Source organism: Pantoea sp. RCC30.1 (genome assembly GCF_058148845.1).
This window is the reverse complement of record NZ_JBXUHX010000003.1, coordinates 23,658-37,983: the sequence shown is the minus strand read 5'-3', so window position 1 is coordinate 37,983 and position 14,326 is coordinate 23,658. Positions and strand designations below refer to the sequence as shown.

The window sequence follows — 14,326 nt, the reverse complement described above, 5'->3', positions numbered from 1 at the left end:
ACTTCTTATGGACGCTTTTTCGTTGCGCGCGCAGTGGACGCTGCTGCTGCTGATTTCCGTGTTACTGGGTGCGGTACTGCACTATTTTCATGTACCCGCCGCGCTGTTACTGGGACCGATGATTGTGGGTGTGGTGATGGGGCTGTCGGGTGCCACGCTGCGCATTGACAGACGGTTCTTCCTGCTTGCTCAGGCCGTTCTGGGCTGCATGATTGCCCAGAGCCTGTCGCCCTCGATTCTGACACCGTTGATTCAGGACTGGCCGATCGTGCTGGCGGTGCTGCTGCTGACGCTGGCGGCTAGCGGCTTGTCCGGTTTTCTGCTGGTGCGCTTCAGTCATCTGCCCGGCCCGACCGGCGCGTGGGGATCGTCGCCGGGCGGTGCCTCAGCCATGGTGGCGATGGCGGGGGACTTTGGCGCTGACGTCCGGCTGGTCGCTTTTATGCAGTATCTTCGGGTGCTGTTTGTCGCTTCGGCGGCCGCGCTGGTGGCGCGCATCGGGCTGGGTGATCAAGCCCACAGCGTTTCTTTGCTCTGGTTCCCCGCGCTGAATCGCGGCTTTGCTATTACGCTGGTTGTGATGCTGACGGGCGCGTGGCTGGGCACACGACTGCGCATTCCTTCTGGCGCGCTGCTGCTGCCCGCGCTGGCGGGCGCGGCACTGAACAGCAGCCATATCGCGGTATTACAGGTGCCGGAGTGGCTGCTGGCCGTGGCCTATGCGCTCATTGGCTGGAGCGTGGGATTGCGTTTCACCCGTCCAATCTTTCTGCTGGCACTGCGCACGCTGCCGCAGATGCTGGCCTCGATCTTCGGGCTAATGCTGCTGTGTGGCGGGCTGGCGTGGATGCTGACGCGAATGCTGGATATCGATCTGATGACGGCCTATCTCGCCACCAGTCCAGGTGGACTGGACACGGTGGCGATTATTGCTGCAGGAACGCAGGTCAACATGGCGTTTGTGATGGCGATGCAGACGTTGCGTCTCTTTACCATCCTGCTGACCGGCCCGGCCTTAGCTCGCTTTATTTCACGCTATGCGCGAACGGGAGCGGGAGCGGATTGAAAACGCCACCGCATCGCAGACAAACACCAGCAGCGCCAGCCAGATAAAGCCAAAGGTCACCAGCTTGTCTGGCGTGATGGTTTCACCGTAAAACGCCACCGCCAGGACAAACATCAGCGTCGGGCCGAGGTACTGGAAGAAGCCCACGGTGGAGAGCCGCAGCCGGCTGCAGGCTGCCGCAAACAGCATCAGCGGAATAGTAGTCACAATGCCCGCCGCTATCAGTTTAAGGTTAAGACTCAGCGGGTTAGCCGATAAATGGCTGGTGGCGCTGTCGGCAAAGCCAAACAGGTAAATTGCCGCCAGCGGAAACAGCCACAGGGTTTCAATCAACATGCCGCTCTGCGCATCGACCTGAATCTTTTTGCGCAACAGACCATACAGGGCAAAGCTCAGCGCCAGGCCCAGCGCGATAATCGGCAACGACCCGAACTGCCAGAGCTGCACCAGCACGCCGACGGCTGCCAGCAGGACGGCCAGCCACTGCAGGCGGCGAAAACGCTCGCGCAGAAACAGCATGCCAAACACCACATTAATCAGCGGGTTAATAAAGTAGCCCAAACTGGCTTCCAGCATATGCTGATTGTTGACCGCCCAGATAAACAGCAGCCAGTTACCGCCGATAGTCACTGCCGTCAGCGCCAGCAGCAGCACTTTTTTAGGCTGGCGCAGTACGCTGCGGACACCCGGCCAGCTGCGGCTCAGGGTAATCAGCAACAGCATAAAGAGTGCAGACCAGATCACCCGGTGCGTCATGATTTCTGTCGCGGGAACCTGTTTCACTAGCTTGAAATAAGCGGGTGCAATGCCCCAGATAAAGTAAGCGCCCAGTGCAAAGCCAACGCCCTGACGGGTTTGTTGCGTATCCATATGCGGTCCATTCAATGGCTTTGTTAGCCGATAAGATAGGTGGCGGTAGCCGTGGCGATATAGTCGCCCTGTTGATTGTGCAGCTCTACGCGTGCCACAGCGACTTTGTTACCGGCGCGCAGCAGGCTGCTGGTCGCGGTGAAGCGTTTGCCGCGTCCGGGACGTAAATAATCGACGCGCATATCAATGGTGCCCATGCGTGACAGACGCTGGCGGAGATCCGCTTCGCTGATGCTCTCCTGACGGGTTAACGCATTACTGACGCAGACCATGCCCGCAGCGACATCCAGGACGGACGCGATAACACCGCCATGCAGAATCTGCTGCGCCTGGTTACCTACCAGCATGGTTTTGTTATTGAAGCTGATCTCAGCGTAGTCTGCATCAAGGCGCACCAGCTCCAGGCCTAACGCCTGATTGAACGGCATGTGATAAACGAAAATTTCGCCGACCAGCTGGCGAGCGTCCTGCTGTGTCAGCACGGGTGATGACATGATGATGTGTCCTGAAAAAATCGGGCCAGAGGGGCGCGGAACATGAACGAGTTGTGTATTCTATTCCGCCTGCGAGGGTGTTTCCAGTTTAAGAAATCAGCACTCATGCTCACTGCCATTTGCGTGTAGAATGGCCTGCTTTTTACGACACCCTTTCAGTTATTCTGATACGCAGCTGCTCACCGGAGAATTATATGCGTAAGCATCGCGCCTTGCTGGCGGCAATGTTGATATTTCCTGCGCTGGCGCAGGCGGATGAAGCCCGGATTAAAGAGGTTCATGACGCGCCACAGGTGCAGGGCAGCATTATTGCTAACCTGCTGGAGAAGCATGATAATCCGTTTGTTCTCTATCCTTACGAGAACAATTATCTGCTCTACACCTATACCAGCGACCTTAATAAAGAGGCGATCTCCTCCTATAACTGGGGAGAGAATGCGCGCAAAGATGAAGTGAAATTCCAGCTCAGCCTGGCGTTTCCGCTGTGGCGCGGTATTCTGGGCGACAATTCGGTGCTGGCAGCTTCTTACACCCAACGTTCCTGGTGGCAGCTGTCTAATAGCGCGGAGTCATCACCCTTCCGTGAAACCAACTATGAGCCGCAGATTTTCCTCGGCTGGGCGACCGACTACTCGCTGGGTGGCTGGACGCTGCGTGATGTCGAAGTGGGTCTGAATCACGAATCCAACGGACGAAGCGATCCGACCTCGCGCAGCTGGAACCGCGTCTATGCGCGTCTGATGGCAGAGAACGGTAACTTCCTGGCGGAAATCAAACCCTGGTATCGCATCCCTGAAGGGGCGAGCAGCAATGATAACCCGGACATTACCAAATACATGGGTTACTACCGCACCCGTCTGGGCTATAAACTCGGCGACAATATCTTCAGCGTAGAGGGCAACTATAACTGGAACAGCGGTTATGGCGGCGCGACGCTGGGCTGGAGCTATCCTATCACTGAGCATGTTCGCTTCTATACTCAGGTGTTTAGCGGCTACGGTGAATCACTGATCGATTATAACCATCGCCAGACGCGTCTGGGTATGGGTGTAACACTTAACGACTTGTTCTAATCCCTAACGAAAGACAGGAATCGCGTGGCAACCTCGGCAGTTCTTAATCAGGAAGCGCTGGCGCAGCAGGTATTGCAGGATACCTTCGGCTACCAGCATTTTCGTCCCGGTCAGCAGACGATCATTAATGAGGCGCTGAGCGGGCGCGATTGTCTGGTGGTGATGCCCACCGGCGGCGGTAAATCGCTCTGCTATCAGATCCCGGCGCTGGTGCGCGAGGGGCTGACGCTGGTGGTGTCGCCGCTGATCTCGCTGATGAAAGATCAGGTCGATCAGCTGCTGGCGAACGGCGTGGCGGCCGCCTATCTCAACTCCACCATGACGCGCGATCAGCAGCAGGCGGTGATGGCTGACTGCCGCACTGGTCGGGTTAAGCTGCTTTATATCGCTCCTGAACGCCTGATGATGGATAACTTCCTGGAAAGTCTGGCGCACTGGCAACCGGCGATGCTGGCGGTAGATGAAGCGCACTGTATTTCCCAGTGGGGCCACGATTTCCGCCCGGAATATGGCGCACTCGGGAAGATGCGTCAGCGTTTCCCGGAATTACCGGTGATGGCGCTGACCGCGACCGCCGATGAAACTACCCGCAACGACATCGTTAACCTGCTGCACATGCAGGATCCGCTGATCCAGATCAGTAGTTTTGACCGCCCCAATATCCGCTACACGCTGGTGGAAAAATTCAAACCCACCGATCAGCTGCTGCGTTACGTTCAGGATCAGCGCGGCAAGTGCGGCATTATCTACTGCAACAGCCGGGCGAAGGTGGAAGACACTGCCGCGCGACTGCAAAGCCGGGGATTCAGCGTCGGGGCGTACCATGCCGGAATCGACAGCGAACAGCGTGGCCGGGTGCAGGAAGCATTCCAGCGTGACGATCTGCAAATCGTGGTGGCGACGGTGGCCTTTGGCATGGGCATCAACAAGCCCAACGTCCGTTTTGTGGTCCACTTCGATATTCCGCGCAACATTGAGTCCTATTATCAGGAAACCGGGCGAGCCGGACGTGATGGTCTGCCAGCCGAAGCGATGATGCTTTACGATCCGGCCGATATGGCCTGGCTGCGTAAATGTCTGGAAGAGAAAGTGCCGGGGCCGCTGCAGGATATTGAGCGCCACAAGCTCAACGCCATGGGCGCGTTTGCCGAAGCGCAGACCTGCCGCCGCCTGGTGCTGCTGAACTATTTTGGCGAAGGTCGCCAGCAGCCGTGCGACAACTGCGATATCTGTCTCGATCCGCCTAAACGTTATGACGGCCTGGTTGAAGCGCAAAAAGCGCTCTCCGGCATCTACCGCGTAGGGCAGCGTTTTGGGATGGGCTACATCGTTGAGGTGCTGCGCGGTTCGAACAATCAGCGCATCCGTGAACAGGGTCATGACAAACTGCCGGTCTACGGACTGGGCAAAGATCAGAGCCACGAACACTGGGTCAGCGTGTTACGTCAGTTAATCCATCTGGGGCTGGTGACGCAGAACATCGCTATGCATTCGGCGTTACAGCTCACCGAAGCAGCGCGTCCGGTGCTGCGCGGTGAAGTACCACTGATGCTGGCAGTGCCGCGTTTAATTACTGCGAAGATTAAGAGCAGCAGTCCGGCGAAGTTCCACGGTGGCAATTACGATCGCAAACTGTTCGCCAAACTGCGTAAGCTGCGAAAAGCGATCGCTGATGAAGAGAATATTCCGCCTTACGTGGTGTTCAATGACGCCACACTGATAGAGATGGCAGAACAGATGCCGGTCAGCGCGTCCGAGATGCTCAGCGTCAACGGCGTGGGTCACCGCAAACTGGAGCGCTTTGGCAAACCTTTCCTGGTGATGATCAAAGAGCATCTTGATGATGAAGAGTAAAGGACACTAATCATGCTGATGTTATTCGCAACCGTGGCGCTGGTTCATCTGGTGGCGCTGATGAGCCCCGGCCCCGATTTCTTTTTCGTATCACAAACCGCAGCCAGCCGCTCACGCAAAGAAGCGATGATGGGTGTGCTGGGCATTACGCTTGGCATTGTGGTCTGGGCGGGCGTGGCGCTGATGGGGCTGCATCTGATTCTGGAAAAAATGGCCTGGCTGCACCAGATCATCATGGTCGGCGGCGGTCTTTATCTGCTGTGGATGGGCTGGCAGCTGATGTGTTCGGCACGTCAGCGTCACAAACAGCCGCAGCAGGATGAGCCGGTGGTTGAACTGCCGAAACGCGGAATGAGCTTTCTCAAGGGTCTGCTGACCAACCTGTCGAATCCTAAAGCCATTATCTACTTCGGTAGCGTCTTCTCGCTGTTTGTCGGCGACGATGTCGGTTCGGCGGAGCGCTGGGGTCTGTTCCTGCTGATTGTCGGTGAAACCTTTGCCTGGTTTACCCTGGTGGCAGCTATCTTTGCGCTGCCGTGGATCCGCACCCGCTATCAGCGGCTGGCGAAATGGGTCGATGGCATGGCAGGCGTCCTGTTTGCCGGTTTTGGTATCCATCTGATTATTTCTCGTTAAGCCCTTATGCCGGATAGCGCGCTGCGCATCCGGCAGTAATTTCACCTCCTGTCACCTCCTATGAACTTCGCCTGCGTGACGGCTGTCACAATCTGTGCCTGCTAAGGTCTATCTGCTGTAACCGCAGATAAATAGTCACCATTCGTTAATTAATGAAACCATCACCTCCGGTATGGTCGTTGCGACGGACTATTTTTTCATGGAGATGATGATGAGAGTAAAACCTCTGTTACTGCTGTTAATCACGGTCTGCCTCAGCGGCTGCGCCTCGCCTGATGCTGCCCATTACCGCGCCCCTGATCCGGCTAAAGAGGATAGTGTCTCGGCTATCCTTGCGCAGACACCTCCGGCGTCAGAGCAACTGCAGGGTGACAGGATTAGCCAGATCTCAGCCACTTTTCTCGGTACGCCCTACCAGGCGGATACGCTGATTGGCTCGCCCGATACGCCAGAGGCACTGGTGATCAATTTCAATGGAGTGGATTGCTTCACGCTGCTTGATTACGTTCACGCGCTGAGCCGCAGCCACGACCGCGCCAGCTTTGAAACTAGCCTGATTCAGACCCGCTACGCTGGCGGTGAAGTCAGCTACCTGAAACGTCGGCACTTTTTTACCGACTGGTTTGCTGAGAGTCCGCGCAATGCCGATGACATAACCAGCACACTCAGCCCGGATGCGGTGACGGTGGTGAAGCAACTGAATCGTCAGGCCAGCGGAAAAGAGAGGCTGCCCGGTCTGGGTGTGATTCCTCGCCGCATAACTTATATTCCGGCCCGCGCGATCACCGTACACGTACTGAAGCAGATCCAGACCGGCGATTACATTGGGGTTTACACCCCCGCCCAGGGGCTGGATGTCTCACATGCCGGGATTGCCGTCCGGCATGATGGCCGGTTGTGGTTCAGGAATGCCTCTTCGCTGGCCGCTAATCGCAAAGTTGTCGATGCGCCATTCAGGGAATATATGCGGTCTAAACCGGGCATCGTTGTGTTACGTGCGGTGCCACTGACCGCGCCATAACGGCGCCAGGGAAGAAGGGATTAAACAGGAAGGGTTCGCGCCGACCTCAGAGTGTCGGCGCGTAAGGTCTTAAGCGATTTTTCTGGCGCTGGCCAGCAGTGCGCCAACTGCCATAAACAGCCCGCCGAAAATGCGGTTCATCAACTTCATCTGTTTTGGCCCTTTAATCCAGCCAGCAATGCGTGTGGCCAGCGTGGCGTAGCCAATCATCACGATGATATCGACCACTACGGTGGTCACGCCCAGCACCAGATACTGCATAAACAGCGGCTGATGTGGCTGAATAAACTGCGGGAACAGGGCAGCCAGAAAGACGATACTTTTCGGGTTGGTCAGGTTAACCAGTACGGCGCGTTTGAACAGGCGACGACGCGGCATCGCTTTGGCGACCGCATCCAGATCGATGCCACCCGCTGATCGCCACTGCTGAATACCCAGCCAGACCAGATAGGCCGCACCGGCCCATTTCAGAATTTCAAATGCCAGTAGCGACTGAGAAAACAGCGCGCCCAGACCGATGCCGACCAGCACGATGTGCAGCAATAGTCCGACCTGCAAACCGGAGATAGAAGCCACCGTGCCACGATAGCCGTGGCTGATACCGGTACTCATGGTGTTGATTGCGCCGGAACCGGGCGACAGGCTCAGGATTGTGGTGGTAAGCAGATAAGTCAGCCACCATTCGATGGTCATGGGTCAGGCTCTCTTTAGTAGCGGAATTGTGACACAATACGCCAGAAATAAGCGCGGCGCTATGGCCTGCGCAGCGCATTCAGGACTCTGTATCCGGTCATCAGGAGGGCGAATGAATCTACATAAAGCCAGTTGGCTGCGACGAGAAAAAGCCTTTGCTGCCTTCGCCACCGGGCCGCTGCTCGATTTCTGGCACAGTCGTGAAGAGCTTGAGTTTACCGGCGTGGGTAATCTGACGCTGCGCTATGTCCGCTTCACATCGCCGCAACACAAGCGTGTGATCCTGATTGTGCCGGGACGCATCGAGAGTTACATAAAATATCCTGAACTGGCGTACGATCTGTTTCACTGCGGATTTGATGTTGTGATTCTGGACCATCGCGGTCAGGGGCGTTCCGATCGCCTGCTGGAAGATTCACACCGGGGTCATGTGGCGGAATTTACCCATTATGTTGACGATCTTGAAACGCTCTACCTGAAAGAGATCGTCAGTGGCCATTACCAGCAGCGCTATGCGCTGGCTCACTCGATGGGTGGCGCAATCTTAACGCTGTTCCTTGCTCGTCAGCCGCAAGCGTTTCATGCGGTCGCGCTGGTGGCACCGATGTTTGGCATCGCCTTGCCGCTGCCCTCATTTCTGGCCCACCGCATTTTGGACTGGGCGGAGAAACGTCCGGCCATGCGTGATGGCTATGCGCTGGGCACAGGACGCTGGCGCGCACATCCGTTTGGCATTAACCGGCTGACGCACAGCACCGAGCGTTACCGGCGAAACCTGCGTTTTTATGCGGACGATCCGGCGATTCGCGTGGGCGGGCCAACCTACCATTGGGTGCGTGAAGGCATCCATGCGGGTCGCAACATCATCAGTCAGGTCGATAAAATCACCACGCCACTGCTGCTGTTACAGGCCAGCGATGATCGGGTGGTCGACAATCGTTCACAGGACCTGTTTTGTGCCGCGATGGCGGCGGCGGGTCATCCGTGTGAGGGCAATAAGCCACGGGTGATCGAGGGTGCGCGTCATGAAATTCTGTTCGAAAAGGATGAGATGCGCGCCGAAGCACTCAATGCAGTGGTCGACTTCTTTTCATCGCACCACTGACGTTATTTATCCGACCGGTTTAAACCGGCAGAACCAGATACCCGAGGTTTTCATGTATCACATCGTTGCATCCGATCTGGATGGCACGCTGCTTTCCCCCGAACATCGTCTGACCCCTTTTGCGCGTGAAACGCTGCAGCAGCTGGTTGCGAAGGATATTCACTTCGTTTTTGCCACCGGCCGTCATCATATCGATGTCGGACAGATGCGCGACAGCCTGGCGATTCCGGCCTATATGATCACTTCAAACGGCGCACGCGTGCACAACGCAGAGGGCGAACTGGTGTTCAGTCATAATCTGGATGAGGATATCGCCAGCGATCTGTTTGGCCTGCAATATCATCACAGCAATATTCTGACGCACGTTTACCGCGACGATGAGTGGTTTGTCAGCCGTTCAAGCCCGGCTGAACAGGACTATTTCCGCGAGTCGGTCTTCAACTATCAGGTCTATGAGCCGGGCCTGCTGCCAACCGATAACATCAGCAAGGTCTTCTTCACCTGCGAAGATCCCGAGCATCTGATCCCGATGGAGCAGGCGATTGAAGCACGCTGGGGCGATCGGGTTAACGTCAGTTTCTCGCTGCCGACCTGTCTGGAAGTGATGGCGGGCGGCGTGTCGAAAGGGCATGCGCTGGAGGCGGTCGCGAAGACGCTGGGCCACACGCTGAAAAGCTGTATCGCCTTTGGCGACGGCATGAATGACGTGGAGATGCTGAGCATGGCGGGTAAGGGCTATATCATGCAGAACGCCCATCAGCGGTTGAAAGATACGCTGCCAGAGCTGGATGTGATTGGTTCGAATGCCGATGATGCGGTACCGCAAACGCTGCACACGCTCTATCTGGCTTAAGACTTCAGCATGTAAAAGGGCCGGTTATCCGGCCCTTTTTTTATTGCCGTCAGGCGAGGGTCTTTTTGTGTTTGTGTTCGCTGACCATAGTCAGTAACAGCAGGATAACCGCCAGCACACAGCCAGCAATCATCACCATGAAGCCGCCGTCCCAGCCGAAATAATCGACGGTGTAACCGACAATGGCGCTGGCCGCCACCGATCCTCCGAGGTAGCCGAAGAGGCCCGTGAAGCCCGCCGCCGTTCCCGCCGCTTTTTTCGGTGCCAGTTCCAGCGCGTGCAGACCAATCAGCATCACCGGGCCATAGATCAGGAAGCCAATCACGATCATGCAGGCCATGTCGACGCCAGGATTGCCCGCCGGGTTGAGCCAGTAAATCACGGTCGCAATGGTCACCAGCGTCATAAAGAACACCCCGGTCGCACCGCGATTACCGCGGAACACTTTGTCCGACATCCAGCCACACAGCAGCGTTCCCGGAATCCCCGCATATTCATACAGGAAGTAGGCCCACGACGATTTATCCAGCGTGAAGTGTTTGACCTCTCTGAGATAAGTTGGCGACCAGTCGAGGATGCCGTAACGCAACAGATAAACAAACACGTTAGCCAGCGCGATGTACCACAACAGTTTGTTCGGCAACACATACTTCATGAAGATCTGTTTTGCCGTCAGCTCCTCTTCGTGGCTGGCATCGTAATCGGGTGGATAGTCATTTTTATACTCTTCAATCGGCGGCAGACCGCAGGATTGTGGTGTATCGCGCATCAGCGCAAAGGCCAGAATCGCAATGGCAATAGCACCAAACGCGGGCATGTAGAGTGCCGCTTTCCAGTCGTTGAACCACGCCATGCCGAGCAGGAACAGCAGAGGCGGAATACCACCGCCCACGTTATGCGCACAGTTCCAGACCGAAACGATCCTGCCGCGTTCCTTCTGCGACCACCAGTGAACCATAGTGCGACCACAAGGTGGCCAGCCCATGCCCTGGAACCAGCCGCAGACAAACAGCAGCACAAACATCACCATGATACTGGAGGTCGCCCAGGGAACGAATCCCATGATCAGCATCACTGCTGCAGCCAGAATCAGGCCGGCCGGTAAGAAGACGCGTGGATTAGAGCGGTCGGAAACCGAGCCCATGATGAATTTTGAAAAGCCGTAGGCAATGGAGATGCCGGACAGCGCAAAACCGAGATCGCCACGTGAAAAACCCTGCTCCACCAGATAAGGCATAGCGAGTGCGAAGTTTTTTCTGACCAGATAGTAGGCGGCGTAACCAAAGAAGATCCCGATGAAAATTTGCCAGCGCAGACGACGGTAGAGCGGATCAACGTGATCCTCCGCCACCTGCGGCTGACGTGGTGCAGGTTTAAAAATGCTCAGCATCAGTGAGGCCCTCCAGGGCACATTATGGTTTTTAATTCCCAGCAGGTTGGGGCAGGAAAAGAGCAGAATAAAATGGACGCACAATGTTCCATTTCGCGCAAAGAATAGTGTTAGTTGCGCAACGTTACTGTGATGAATGACACATTTGTTACACTTTTATTACAGTTTAGAGCGGAAGTGATCATGTGATGGATCATTTCGCGCATTTTATCTGGCTGAAAGATCTTTCTGCAGACAGTTGTGTTAGTAGGCGAAAGTCCTTTTCCGATGGATATTCTGATCGCCTGTTTTGTAATCAAATGTCAACCAGATTTCACAGCCTGATTGCCGCACATTGTTTACACTGACGGCCTGTTAATTTCGGGGTTGTCGCCGTGTTTTTATTGATTATTACCACCATCCTGTGGGCCTTCTCGTTCAGTCTGATTGGCGAATATCTTGCCGGGCAGGTGGACAGCTGGTTTTCTGTATTGATGCGACTGGCGCTGGCTGCGCTGGTATTTTTACCTTTCCTGCGCTGGCGTGGCCATCGCCCTTCAACGCTGTTGCTTTACATGCTGGTTGGGATGCTCCAGCTGGGGGTGATGTATCTGCTGAGTTTTGAAGCCTATCTTTATCTTAGCGTGTCGGAATTCCTGCTGTTTACGGTGATGACGCCGCTCTATGTGACGCTGATTTACGATCTGATCAGCCGTCGTCCACTGCGCATCGGCTATATCTTCAGTGCGCTGCTGGCGGTGGCAGGCGCGGCCATTATTCGCTATGACAAAGTCAGCGATCATTTCTGGTTTGGTCTGCTGTTAGTGCAACTCGCAAACATCTGCTTTGCGGCGGGAATGGTGGGTTATAAGCGTCTGCAGGAGACCCGACCCATGCCGCAGCATACGGCCTTCTCCTGGTTCTATCTGGGGGCGGTGTTAATTGCGGTGATCGCCTGGTGTGCCTGGGGCAATCCGCAGAAGTTGCCGACTACTTCATTGCAGTGGGGCATTCTGGTCTGGCTGGGCGTCGCCGCTTCCGGTCTTGGCTATTTTATGTGGAATTACGGTGCTACGCAGGTCGATGCCGGTACGCTGGGCATTATGAATAACATGCACGTCCCTGCCGGGCTGCTGGTGAACCTTGCTATCTGGCAGGAGAAGCCGCACTGGCCGAGTTTTATTGCGGGCGCGCTGGTGATCCTCGCCTCGCTGTGGGTGCATAAGCGGTGGGTGGTGGGGCGCGGTGACTAATGATCAGGTGTCAGGCTATCAATAGCGGCTGTTGCATGAGTGCGGCCTTCAGGGCTGGCGCGTCCGATCGCGAAGGAATCTCACCTCCCTGTGGTGGATGTCGTGCGTTCCACTCGGGAAAGTGGGTCAGCTCCGCAAAGACGGCGTAAATACGTCCCTGTAGCCTCGGCCGTCGCATCCCTGCGACGGACGCTTTACTCCGTGACCCGCGTTCCCTCCTTCGTGTCAGCCAGGCGCTGCCATTTTAAAAGCCATGTAGAAGCTTGAGGGAAGAGGTGGCGCAACTGAGGAGCAAAGCGTCCGAGCCAGGGATGGCGAGGCCGTGCTGCATGGATGCAGGCTTTCTTTGCGATCAGATGCGCCACTTCTGACCACGCAGGTATCCGAAGCGATCAGCAACAGACGTTAAGCAGGCTTTTCACTCTTAGGACGCTGAATCATCGCCAGCCCTTTCAGGAAGTTGCGCAGAATCTGGTCGCCACACTCGCGATAGTTCTTATGATCAGGCTTGCGAAAAATCGCGCCAATTTCGGCCTGCGAAACGGTAAAATTCACGCGCTTCAGGACATCAGGGATGTCGGTGGTTTTCAGATCAAAAGCGATGCGCAGCTTTCTCATGAAGATGTTGTTAGTCATCTTGCGCTCAATCGATGGCGCAGGTGCATCTTCGCTTTTGCCGCGACGGTAAAAGATCAGGCCATTCAGGAAATAACCCATCAGCACATCGGGGCAGGGACGGAACGCGGCATCGTCATCTTTTTTCAGCCACGCCTGAATATCCGCCAGCGGCACGTCACATTGCGCCAGCGCAAAAATCTCCACCATTTTGGCATCGCTCAGGTTGAGCATGTAGCGCACGCTGCGCAGAATATCATTGTTAGTCATGGTGAGATCTTCTCATGGTCAGTCTACAGGCTGCGCATTATAGGGGATTTTACCCGCTCTCGCGCAGGTTTGTGCCTGCTGACTTACCGCTGTAACACCGCACCGGGCAACGCGGCGTCTCGCACAAACGGCAGATGCTCACAGGCATGCTGACGGGCAAAGCGGATAAAGGCTTCCAGCACCGGCTGACGCTGTTCCCCTTCGCGCACGGCGGCATAAAGACGGCTCCAGAGCCCATCACCCAACGTGCGCGTGACGACCAGACCCTGCTTCTCAAAACTCTCCACCACCCAGTGCGGCAGTGCCGCAATCCCCATCCGCGCCGACACCATCTGAATCATCAGCAGGGTGTTATCCACACTTTTCAGGGCCGGACTGACGCCAGCGGGCTGCAGGAAGTGACGCCAGATATCCAGACGCTGACGCTGTACCGGATAGATCATCAACACTTCATCGGCTAAATCTTCCGGCGAGATCTGCTCAACCTGCGCCAGCGGGTGATCCGTCGCCAGCACCAGCCGGACTTCATAATCAAACATCGGTGAGTAGAACAGGCCAGAGCGCGCAAGAATATCGGAGGTCAGCACCACATCCAGCTCACCCTGTTGCAGGGCGGGTTGGGGATCAAAGGTCACGCCCGATTTGAAATCCATCACCACCTGCGGCCAGCTCTGACGGAATTTATCCAGCGCGGGAGTCAGCCACTGAATGCAGCTATGACACTCAATCGCTACCCGCAGCGTGGTCTGATGTGGTTCATGGCAGGCCTGCAAAGCCTGCTGAATCTGCGGCAGCACCTGCTCTGCCAGCTGCAGCAGAATATCGCCCTGCGGTGTAAAACGCAGTGGCTGACTTTTACGGACGAACAGGCGGAATCCCAGCCGCTGCTCCAGATCGCTGAACTGGTGAGATAACGCCGATTGCGTCTGATGAAGCTGGGCCGCCGCCGCCGCCAGCGATCCCGTATTACGCAGAGCCTGAAGCGTCCGCAGGTGCTTGAGTTCGATCATGAGAGTCCTTCACATCGAAAATGAACATATTGCGCTTGAGCAACATACAGTACCCGCAGAGTATAGCAGTGTAAACATCTGGACGGCTAAACATCTTTGGCTGCCCATTTCAGCCAAAGTGAAAGATTATCTGGAGAACAGCAC

General features: G+C 56.0%; 14 protein-coding genes. 8 read left to right on the top strand and 6 right to left on the bottom strand.

Translation table 11 applies throughout. The features are described from left to right. Positions 1-7 precede the first annotated feature (7 nt). Positions 8-1,066, top strand: coding sequence for an AbrB family transcriptional regulator (locus AC2LB6_RS04275; RefSeq protein ID WP_490092589.1), 1,059 nt, complete (start codon positions 8-10; stop codon positions 1,064-1,066). Here AC2LB6_RS04275 and rarD read toward each other — a convergent pair. Both rarD and AC2LB6_RS04265 read right to left on the bottom strand, forming a co-directional pair. Then, positions 1,031-1,936, bottom strand: coding sequence for an EamA family transporter RarD (rarD, locus tag AC2LB6_RS04270; RefSeq protein WP_490092588.1), 906 nt, complete (start codon positions 1,934-1,936; stop codon positions 1,031-1,033). The two genes, AC2LB6_RS04275 and rarD, sit on opposite strands and share 36 nt — an antisense overlap. A 23-nt stretch (positions 1,937-1,959) precedes the next feature. After that, positions 1,960-2,430: a thioesterase family protein gene (locus AC2LB6_RS04265; RefSeq protein ID WP_490092587.1), complete on the bottom strand. Its 471-nt coding sequence runs from the start codon at positions 2,428-2,430 to the stop codon at positions 1,960-1,962. 194 nt (positions 2,431-2,624) lie between these two features. Between AC2LB6_RS04265 and pldA the strand changes: the two genes are divergently transcribed. From pldA to AC2LB6_RS04245, 4 genes are all read left to right on the top strand, one after another. Further along, positions 2,625-3,503, top strand: a complete 879-nt coding sequence (pldA, locus tag AC2LB6_RS04260) for a phospholipase A (protein ID WP_490092586.1) — start codon at positions 2,625-2,627, stop codon at positions 3,501-3,503. A 24-nt stretch (positions 3,504-3,527) separates the two neighbouring features. After that, on the top strand, positions 3,528-5,357 hold the full coding sequence (gene recQ / locus AC2LB6_RS04255; protein ID WP_490092585.1) for an ATP-dependent DNA helicase RecQ: 1,830 nt from the start codon (positions 3,528-3,530) through the stop codon (positions 5,355-5,357). A 12-nt stretch (positions 5,358-5,369) separates the two neighbouring features. Then, positions 5,370-5,993, top strand: coding sequence for a threonine export protein RhtC (gene rhtC, locus AC2LB6_RS04250; protein ID WP_179899028.1), 624 nt, complete (start codon positions 5,370-5,372; stop codon positions 5,991-5,993). Positions 5,994-6,204: 211 nt separating this feature from the next. After that, positions 6,205-7,014 carry a DUF1460 domain-containing protein gene (locus tag AC2LB6_RS04245; RefSeq protein ID WP_490092584.1) on the top strand — a complete coding sequence of 270 codons (810 nt, stop codon included), beginning with the start codon at positions 6,205-6,207 and terminating at the stop codon, positions 7,012-7,014. Positions 7,015-7,083: 69 nt separating this feature from the next. On the opposite strand, the gene rhtB is transcribed toward AC2LB6_RS04245, so the two are convergent. Further along, complete coding sequence (gene rhtB, locus AC2LB6_RS04240) at positions 7,084-7,707, bottom strand: homoserine/homoserine lactone efflux protein (RefSeq protein ID WP_490092583.1); 624 nt, start codon at positions 7,705-7,707, stop codon at positions 7,084-7,086. A 112-nt stretch (positions 7,708-7,819) separates the two neighbouring features. On the opposite strand from rhtB, the gene pldB reads away from it, so the two are divergent. Beyond that, entirely contained in the window at positions 7,820-8,812 is a 993-nt protein-coding gene (pldB, locus tag AC2LB6_RS04235; RefSeq protein ID WP_490092582.1) for a lysophospholipase L2, read from the top strand. Positions 8,813-8,864: 52 nt separating this feature from the next. Next, complete coding sequence (gene yigL, locus AC2LB6_RS04230) at positions 8,865-9,665, top strand: sugar/pyridoxal phosphate phosphatase YigL (RefSeq protein WP_490092581.1); 801 nt, start codon at positions 8,865-8,867, stop codon at positions 9,663-9,665. 49 nt (positions 9,666-9,714) lie between these two features. Here the strand turns inward: yigL and glpT are convergent, their stop codons facing one another. Beyond that, the gene (glpT, locus tag AC2LB6_RS04225; RefSeq protein ID WP_003854394.1) at positions 9,715-11,055 is read right to left on the bottom strand and encodes a glycerol-3-phosphate transporter; all 1,341 of its coding nucleotides are present in this window, start codon (positions 11,053-11,055) and stop codon (positions 9,715-9,717) included. 374 nt (positions 11,056-11,429) lie between these two features. Here glpT and AC2LB6_RS04220 point away from each other — a divergent pair, with 374 nt between their 5' ends. Further along, on the top strand, positions 11,430-12,287 hold the full coding sequence (locus AC2LB6_RS04220) for a carboxylate/amino acid/amine transporter (protein WP_490092580.1): 858 nt from the start codon (positions 11,430-11,432) through the stop codon (positions 12,285-12,287). 405 nt (positions 12,288-12,692) lie between these two features. Here AC2LB6_RS04220 and AC2LB6_RS04215 read toward each other — a convergent pair whose 3' ends face one another. Both AC2LB6_RS04215 and metR read right to left on the bottom strand, forming a co-directional pair. Then, positions 12,693-13,172: a YehS family protein gene (locus tag AC2LB6_RS04215; RefSeq protein ID WP_010257278.1), complete on the bottom strand. Its 480-nt coding sequence runs from the start codon at positions 13,170-13,172 to the stop codon at positions 12,693-12,695. A gap of 83 nt (positions 13,173-13,255) precedes the next feature. Then, positions 13,256-14,182, bottom strand: coding sequence for an HTH-type transcriptional regulator MetR (gene metR / locus AC2LB6_RS04210; protein WP_003854400.1), 927 nt, complete (start codon positions 14,180-14,182; stop codon positions 13,256-13,258). Positions 14,183-14,326 lie beyond the last annotated feature (144 nt).

Coding starts and splice junctions, on each gene's coding strand:
- pldA (WP_490092586.1), top strand. CDS start 2,625: ATGCGTAAGCATCGCGCCTTGCTGGCGGCAATGTTGATATTTCCTGCG.
- glpT (WP_003854394.1), bottom strand. CDS start 11,055: ATGCTGAGCATTTTTAAACCTGCACCACGTCAGCCGCAGGTGGCGGAG.
- AC2LB6_RS04245 (WP_490092584.1), top strand. CDS start 6,205: ATGAGAGTAAAACCTCTGTTACTGCTGTTAATCACGGTCTGCCTCAGC.
- metR (WP_003854400.1), bottom strand. CDS start 14,182: ATGATCGAACTCAAGCACCTGCGGACGCTTCAGGCTCTGCGTAATACG.
- rhtB (WP_490092583.1), bottom strand. CDS start 7,707: ATGACCATCGAATGGTGGCTGACTTATCTGCTTACCACCACAATCCTG.
- AC2LB6_RS04215 (WP_010257278.1), bottom strand. CDS start 13,172: ATGACTAACAATGATATTCTGCGCAGCGTGCGCTACATGCTCAACCTG.
- rarD (WP_490092588.1), bottom strand. CDS start 1,936: ATGGATACGCAACAAACCCGTCAGGGCGTTGGCTTTGCACTGGGCGCT.
- rhtC (WP_179899028.1), top strand. CDS start 5,370: ATGCTGATGTTATTCGCAACCGTGGCGCTGGTTCATCTGGTGGCGCTG.
- yigL (WP_490092581.1), top strand. CDS start 8,865: ATGTATCACATCGTTGCATCCGATCTGGATGGCACGCTGCTTTCCCCC.
- pldB (WP_490092582.1), top strand. CDS start 7,820: ATGAATCTACATAAAGCCAGTTGGCTGCGACGAGAAAAAGCCTTTGCT.
- AC2LB6_RS04265 (WP_490092587.1), bottom strand. CDS start 2,430: ATGTCATCACCCGTGCTGACACAGCAGGACGCTCGCCAGCTGGTCGGC.
- AC2LB6_RS04275 (WP_490092589.1), top strand. CDS start 8: ATGGACGCTTTTTCGTTGCGCGCGCAGTGGACGCTGCTGCTGCTGATT.